This window comes from Crossiella sp. CA-258035 (assembly GCF_030064675.1).
GTDB lineage: Bacteria > Actinomycetota > Actinomycetes > Mycobacteriales > Pseudonocardiaceae > Crossiella.
Genome location: NZ_CP116413.1, coordinates 82,433 through 90,000, shown reverse-complemented (window position 1 = coordinate 90,000; position 7,568 = coordinate 82,433). Strand labels below are relative to the sequence as shown.

General features: G+C 73.3%; 4 protein-coding genes (1 of these 4 cut by a window edge). All 4 read left to right on the top strand.

Features of this window, described 5'->3' with window-relative positions:
- Window positions 1–1,083: the 3' portion of a glycosyltransferase family 4 protein gene (locus N8J89_RS00410; RefSeq protein ID WP_283662407.1), read on the top strand. It extends 1,278 nt beyond the left edge of the window; the window shows 1,083 of its 2,361 coding nt (coding positions 1,279–2,361); its start codon lies beyond the left edge, outside the window; its stop codon occupies window positions 1,081–1,083.
- 108 nt (window positions 1,084–1,191) lie between these two features.
- On the top strand, window positions 1,192–2,436 hold the full coding sequence (locus N8J89_RS00405) for an SHOCT domain-containing protein (RefSeq protein WP_283662406.1): 1,245 nt from the start codon (window positions 1,192–1,194) through the stop codon (window positions 2,434–2,436).
- 8 nt (window positions 2,437–2,444) lie between these two features.
- The gene (locus N8J89_RS00400; RefSeq protein WP_283662405.1) at window positions 2,445–4,133 is read left to right on the top strand and encodes a DUF2079 domain-containing protein; all 1,689 of its coding nucleotides are present in this window, start codon (window positions 2,445–2,447) and stop codon (window positions 4,131–4,133) included.
- A gap of 4 nt (window positions 4,134–4,137) precedes the next feature.
- Entirely contained in the window at window positions 4,138–7,551 is a 3,414-nt protein-coding gene (locus tag N8J89_RS00395) for a glycosyltransferase (protein WP_283662404.1), read from the top strand.
- The last annotated feature ends 17 nt before the right edge of the window (window positions 7,552–7,568 follow it).

Sequence of the window (7,568 nt, the reverse complement as noted above, 5' to 3'; positions counted from 1 at the left end):
CTCGGGCACCTGACCGCCGAGCTCGGCGTCGGCGAGCTGGGGCGGGCGCTGCACAAGGCAGTGCACGCGGCAGGCGTGCCGACCGCGACCGTGGTCGAGGACTTCCTGGTCAACAACCGGACCGCGATCGAGCGGCCGACCTCGCTCGGCGCACCGAAGTACCCGTTGAGCGTGCTGTGCATCAACGCCGACACCACCACGCTCGCAGTCGACCTGTACCCGCACCTGTTCCACCAGCGGTACCGGATCGGCGTGTGGTCCTGGGAGCTGGACGAGTTCCCGGCGAGCATGCACAAGGCGTACGAGCTGGTCGACGAGATCTGGACGATCAGCGAGTTCTGCCGGGCGGCGATCGCGGCGCACACCGACAAGCCGGTGAAGGTGTTCCCGATCCCGATCAGCGACCCCGGTCCGCCGAACCGCGCCCGCAGGCTGCCCGGCGCGGCGCCGCGGTTCCTGTTCGCCTTCGACTTCAACAGCGTCGGCGAGCGGAAGAACCCGTGGGGGCTGGTGGAGGCGTTCCGGCTTGCGTTCCCGGACGATCCGGACGTGCGGCTGGTGGTCAAGGCGATCAACGCCGACCTGCACCCCGGCGCGGCGGAGCGGCTGCGCGCGGTGATCGGCGCGGATCCGCGGATCGAGCTGCTGGAGCGGTACCTGTCAGTGGCCGAGCTGGCCGCGCTCTACGACGAGAGCGACTGCTACGTCTCCCTGCACCGCTCGGAGGGTTTCGGCTTCACCGTGGCCGAGGCGATGATCCGCGAGCTGCCGGTGATCTCCACCGACTACTCCGGCACCGCCGAGTTCCTGGACGTGGTGACCGGCTTCCCGGTGCCGTTCGAGTTCACCCGGGTGGGCGAGGGCTGGGACCCGTATCCGCCGGATGCCCGCTGGGCCGACCCCGATCTGGCCGCCGCGGCGCGGGCCATGCGGCGGGTCGCGGATGATCCTGAGCACGCCGCTGCGGTGGGCCGGGCGGGTCGCGAGTACATTCTGCGTACCCGCACCGTGTCGGCCGCTGCGAACTGGGTGCGCGAGCAGCTCGAGCAGGCGTACCGGGCTGCCCAGCGACGAGGCGCCTGAACGCGCCGGCAGGCGCAAGGGTAACGACTCGGCAGCGGCAGACACCACTGACGATGGCATCGGCACAATATGCCGCGTCTTCTTTACCCAGTGGAAGGGGGTGCCAGGGTGACCTGGCATGACGAGCTACGCAAGCTCGACGAGGGTCTGGCCGCCGGCCTGATCTCCGCCGAGGAGTACCGCGCTCGCCGCGATGAGCTGCTGTCGGCGGCGGCGGGGGCGGGTGGCTCACCCTCCTTCACACCCCCCGGTGGTCAGCAGCAGGGGATCGACAGCACCCAGGTGATGCAGCCGATCCGGGACAACACGCCCAATCCGGCTGGCGCCGAGGCCACCCAGGTGGTGCCCAACGGCGGCGCGGAGGCGACCCAGGTGGTTCGTGGCTGGCAGCCGCAGCCCCCTGCCGGTGACGCCGACCGCACCCAGGTGGTGCCGAACGCGGGCGGGCCGCAGGGTTTCCCGCCGCCGCCCCAGCACCAGCAGCACCAGCAGCCGTTCCCGGCCTCGCCGCCGAGCGGGTTCCCGCCGCCCCCGTTCCCGCCGCAGCACCACCAGCAGCCGCCCCAGCAGCAGCCGCAGACCCCGTGGGGCGATGAGTCCAACGCGGCCCCGCCGTGGGGCAACGCCGGTGACCTGCCGCCGCTGCCGCCGGCCGGCAACGAGGCGTGGATCCGGCAGGGCCCCGAGGTCTTCGGCGCGTCCTCCGGCAAGTCCTCCAAGGTGCTGCCGATCATCGGCATCGTCGTGGTGGTCGCGCTGATCGGCGCCGCGGTGTGGTTCTTCGGCTTCCGGAACACCGGCACTGGCCCGGCCGACACCACCTCGAACACCGCGTCGGCCGCGCCGACCACGACCACCTCGCAGAAGCCGCTTGAGCTGCTGCCGCCCGGCCCCGGCACCCCCGACCCCAAGAGCGGGGTCAAGGACCTCGGCCAGCTGCGCTCCGACGAGCTGCTGCAGAACGGCGAGGTCGCGGTCATCGGCAGCGCCAACCCCGGTGAGATCTCCTACAAGGGCAGCACCGAGGGCAAGTTCCAGTACTCGGCGATCGTGATCGAGACCAAGGACGAGGCCGCGGCCAAGGACCTGCAGAAGAAGATGGTCGAGTTCGCCCGCTCCGACGGCATGGTCGACGGCGTGGTCGGCGAGCTGCCCAAGAACGGGACCATCCTGCAGTTCATCGACGACGCGCGGGCGCTGTTCCGCATCGTGTGGGTCTCGGGCAACAAGGTCGTGCGCACCAACGTGAGCCAGAACCCGGTGCCGCCGCAGGGTCCGAACCGGGACTCTGAGCTGGTCCGGGAGTTCCACCGGCTGACGGTGGGTGTGGCCGCCAAGTTCCCCGGCCAGTGAGTGACCAGGTGACGCGGGAGCGCGGTGGGTTCACCCCGATCTCGCAGGTGGAGATGGCGGCGCCGGAATGGTTGCGCCGCATCTCCTGGCCCTCGGTGCTGATCGCTGTCTTCGGGCTGCTGCCGGTGCTCGGCACGGTGCTGGAGATCGCGGGCGCGCCGAGGCTGCACTTCCTGGACTACTGGCACCTGCTCGCCCGGATCACCAACGACGACGGGACGCTGATCCCGAGGGCGATCGTGCAGTACCACAACGAGCACCCGATGTTCGTGCCCGCGCTGCTGTTCTGGCTGGACGCCAAGTTCCTCGGCGGCAGCAACCACGCGCTGGGCGCGCTCACCGCGGTGTTCGCCGCCGGGATCGTGCTGGTGCTCAACCTGATGCTGCCCAGGTCCCTGGACGTGGTGAAGCGGACCGCGCTGACCGCGGCCTTCGCCTTCCTGGTGTTCTCCACCAACGCCACCGAGATGTTCGGCCAGGGCATGAGCGGGATCAGCTGGATGCCGCAGTTCTTCTTCGCGGTGCTGGCGCTGCTGCTGGCCCAGCGCGGTCGTCCGGTGTGGTCGATGGCGGCCGCGCTGGCCGCCTGCGTCAGCCACGGCACCGCGTTCGCGGTGTTCCCGGCACTGGCGCTGGTGTTCTTCCTGCGCGGTGACCGGGCCCGCCGGGTGCTGTGGCCGCTGGTGATCGGGCTGGTCGTGGTGGTGGGCTGGCTGCTCACGGTGAACCAGGCGCCGAAGACCGGTGGCGACCTGCGCGCCGATGACTACCTGGCGATGACCGCGGGCACCATCGGGCAGCTGTGGTCGGCCAAGGCGCCGGACATCGCGGTGGTGCTCGGCGGGCTCACCGCGGCCGGACTGGTGGCCGCGGTGGTGTTGTTGCTGCGCAAGCGGATCGGTGGCGGGATCGACGCGCCGCTGGCCGGTTGGGCAGGCATGGGGCTCTACATCCTGGCCGCGGCGGCGATGATCGGCCTGTCCCGCGCGGCGCTGGGCATCGGGGTGTCGCTGGCCGGGCGGTACGCGGAGATCGCGGCGCTGGCCGCGGCCGCGCTGCTGGCCCTCGCTGTGCTGTGGTTCCCCTCGGTCTCGGTGGCCAGGGTGACCGCGGTGGTGCTCGCGGTGGCCGCGGTCGGCTATGTCGCGGGCAACGGGCAGGCCGGCATCCAGCGGCAGATCTACCAGGAGCAGGCGATCACCGCGGTGGCGATGCGGGTGGGCGCGCCTGCCGAGATGTCCCGGCTGCGGGCGCCGAAAGAGGTGCTGCCCGCGGCCAAGGCGCTCGGCGTCTACCCGTTCAGCGCCGACTTCACCCTGGGCTGCGGCAAGCCAGGGCTGGAGCTGGGCGACCAGGTCGACCCGAAGCAGGTCCAGGAGCTGGCCGCGCCGGAACCGGGCCTGCCCAACGTCGGCAACGTGGACAGCGGGCCGGTGCGCGGGGACGCGCCGATCGTGGGCTGGGCGCTGGTGAACCAGCGCGCGGTGGACTGCGTGCTGGTGCTGGACTCGGCGAACCGGATCGTCGGTGGCGGCGGGGCAGGTGTGCGCAGGGCCGACATCGGGCTGGCGCTGCACGTGGACGAGCAGAACAGCGGGTTCACCGCGGTGGCCGCGCCGGGGGCGACCAGCCCCAGGATCGTGGTGGGCGCGCGGGGTTCGCTGTTCCACGTTGGTGCCGTGACCGCGAAGGGCTGAGTTGGTGAGCGGGGACAACGACGAGCTGTGGCGCGGGCTGCTGGCCCCGCTGCGGCCGGCCGCCGGGGCCCGGATGGTGCGGGTCGGTCCGGAGGGACTGGCCGGTGGCGGGCCGTTCGACCTCGCGTTGCTGGACGGCACGGTGGAGCACACCGCGGATCCGGCCGAGCTGCTCGCGCAGGTGACCGGGCAGCTGGCCGAGGACGGCGTGCTGGTGCTCGCGGTGCACAACCAGCTGGGGCTGGGGCAGCTGCTGGGCAAGGCCGATCCGGTGCGGCAGCGGCTGTGGCTGGGCGCGGCGGACTACCCGGGCGTGCGCGGGCCGCGGACCTGGACCCGGTCGGTGCTGGCCGAGCTGCTCGACGGGGCCGGACTGACCGCGCAGCGCTGGCTGGCCTGCTACCCGGACCAGGCGCGGCCCAGGGTGCTGGTGGACAGCTCGGTGTTCGAGCGGGACGACCAGGCCGAGCTGGTGGACAAGCTGGTGCGGGACCCACTGCTGGGCGCGGCCGACGAGCAGCTGGCCGCGGCGCCGGGCAGGCGGCTGCACCAGCTGGCGCTGGCCGAGGGCTTCGCCGGTGCGGTGGCGCCCGCGTTCCTGGTGGTGGCCGGTCGGTCGGCGGACGCGGTGGCGGACCTGGTCCAGCCGGGGCTGGCCTGGCTGGTCAACAGCAGCAGGCACGCGCGCTGGCAGCGGACCCGGCGGCTGACCGAGGACCTGGTGCTGGAGACGGTCGAGGGCACCGAGGACGCCGAGGGCTGGCTGCGGCAGCGGGTGGCGGCGACCGAGCCGTGGCTGCCTGGCCGGTGCCTGGACGCGGAGCTGCTGGACGCGCTGGCCGAAGGCGATGTGAACCGGGCCGGGGTGGTGCTCGGACTGTGGTGCCGGGTGTGCCTGACGCCCGCGCGGGCGCTGACCGCGGAGGACCAGCGGCATCCGTTCCTGCCAGGCCGGGTCGGGGTGCCGGTGCTGCCGCCGGACTGCCTGGACGTGCACCCGGGCAACGTGGTGCTGGGGCCGGACCGGGAGGCGCGGCGGATCGACCTGGAGTGGGAGGCCGGGTCGGGGGTGGACGCCGAGCTGGCGCTGCTGCGCGGGCTGCGCGAGTTCGCCAGGGAGCTGCGGGACTCGGGCGCGCCGCATCCGTGGCCCGCCGAGACGAACCTGCAGAAGCTGCTGTTCCGGCTGGCTGACCTGTGCGGGCTGGGTGGCCCGGCCCGGCAGCGGTGGACCGAGCTGACCTCGGCCGAGGTGGCCTTGCAGGAGCTGGTCTCCGGCGCGCCCCGGGAGCAGGTGCTGGCCACGCTGAAAGCGGACGCGGTGCTGCCGGGCCGTCCGAGGGTGTGGGAGCTGCCGCCGGGGCTGGGCGAGGTGGGCCGGGCGCTGGCGGCCAAGGAGCAGGCGGAGAAGACCGCGCGCTCGCTGTGGACCGACGTGGAGGCGCTGCGCCAGCAGATCGCGCACCGGCAGGCCGAGCTGACCCAGGCGCGGGCGCAGACCGAGGAACTGCGGGACGAGCTGAGCCGGGAGCACCAGGCGGCCGAGGCCGCGCTGCGCACCGCGGACGCGGAGCGGGAGGCGCTGCGGCAGGAGCTGGCCCGCACCCAGGACGAGCTGGTGGAGCTGGACAACCGGGTGGGTAGCACGTTCGCCGGGCTGGCCGAGGCGACCGAGGACTTCGAGCGGATCAGGGCCGAGGCGGACACCGCGCGGGCGGAGGCGGCCGGGCACGCCTCGGCCGGGGCGCAGCTGCGGGACCGGCTGGCCAGGACCAGGGCGCGGCTGGACGCGCTGGAGGGGTCCTCGCTGGTCAGGGCAGGGCACCGGTACGTGTGGCCGGCCGCGCGGGCCGCGCGGGGGGTGCGCGACCTGATGCTGGGACGCGGCGGGGCGGAGCCGGACAGCGTGCTGCGGCGGGCCAGCCGGTACGCGCCCGCGCTGGCGCCGTTGCTGGCCCGGCGGTTGCGGGTGCGCGAGGGCGGCGCGCGCGAGGCCGGGCTGCGGTTCGTGGTGGACGTGCCCGCGGAGCCGGTGCACATCGGGCGCGGGCAGGTGGTGGACCTGGCCGGCTGGGCGGTGCACGCGGACCTGCCGGTGCGGGCGGTGTGGATCAAGGCGGACGGCCGGATGTGCCCGGCGAACCTGGGCTACCACCGGCCGGTGGTGCGGCGGGAGCTGGGCGCGGCCGGGTGGCACGTGCCCGACGGCAGCGGGTTCCGGGCGCGGGTTCCGCTGCCCGCCGGGCCGACCAGGCACGACCTGCCGCTGGAGCTGATCGTCGACCTGGCCGACGGGACCCGGCTGCACCGGGCGCTGCCCGCGTTGCGGACCAGGGCGGAAGTGGGCATCCGGCCGGTGCGGGTGGACTGGCCGGGCACCGGTCCCCGGGTGGCGATCTGCCTGGCCACCTACCACCCGGAGCGGCGGTTCCTGGCCGAGCAGCTGGACTCGATCCGCGCGCAGACGCATGACAACTGGGTGTGCGTGATCTCCGACGACGGCACCGATCCGGCTGCCCGCCGCGTGCTGGGCGAGCTGACCGAGGGCGATCCGCGGTTCGTGGTGGTCGAGCACGAGCGCAACGTGGGCTTCTACCGCAACTTCGAGCGGGCGCTGCGGCTGGCACCGCTGGACGCGGACGCGATCGCGCTCTCCGACCAGGACGACGTGTGGGACGCGGACAAGCTCGCCGTGCAGCTGGAGCGGCTGGCCGATCCGAAGGTGCAGCTCGTCTACTGCGACATGCGGCTGATCGACGACTACGGCAAGTTGATCGCGAAGACCTCCTGGGACAAGCGGCGCAACCAGTGGACCGAGCTGGACGCGCTGCTGATGCTCAACACGGTCACCGGCGCGGCCTCGCTGGTGCGCGCGGACCTGGTGCGGGAGCGGGTGTTGCCGTTCCCGCCCGGCACGCCGACGGCGTACCACGACCAGTGGATCGCGGCGACCGCGCTGTCCGTCGGTGAACTGTCCTTTGTGGACCGTCCGTTGCAGTCCTACCGGCAGCACGGGGAGAACGTGACCGGGTGGATGCTGCCGTGGTGGACCTCGGGCCTGCCCGGCCCGGTGGGGCTGGCCGAGCTGAGCCTGGGGAACGAGCGGCGGTTGACGCCGCAACGGCGCGAAGAGCTGGAACACGTCGTGGAGCACGAGCTGCGGCGGATCGCGCAGTTCGCCTCGGTGCTGCTGGCCCGCAACGAGGACCGGCTGGCGCCCGCGGACCGGGCCGAGCTGGTGAAGCTGGCCGGGGTCGAGCGGCAGCTGTCGGTGCTGGTGGAACTGGCCGCACGGAACGGGAAACGGCCGGAGACCGGCGGGACTGAGCGGTACTTCCTCACCGCGGCGCTGCGCTGGCACGCGTTGCGGCGGGCGCGGCGGCGGATGCCGGAGCGGACCGTGCCACCGCTGGACTGAACCCGTCCGCTCAGCTC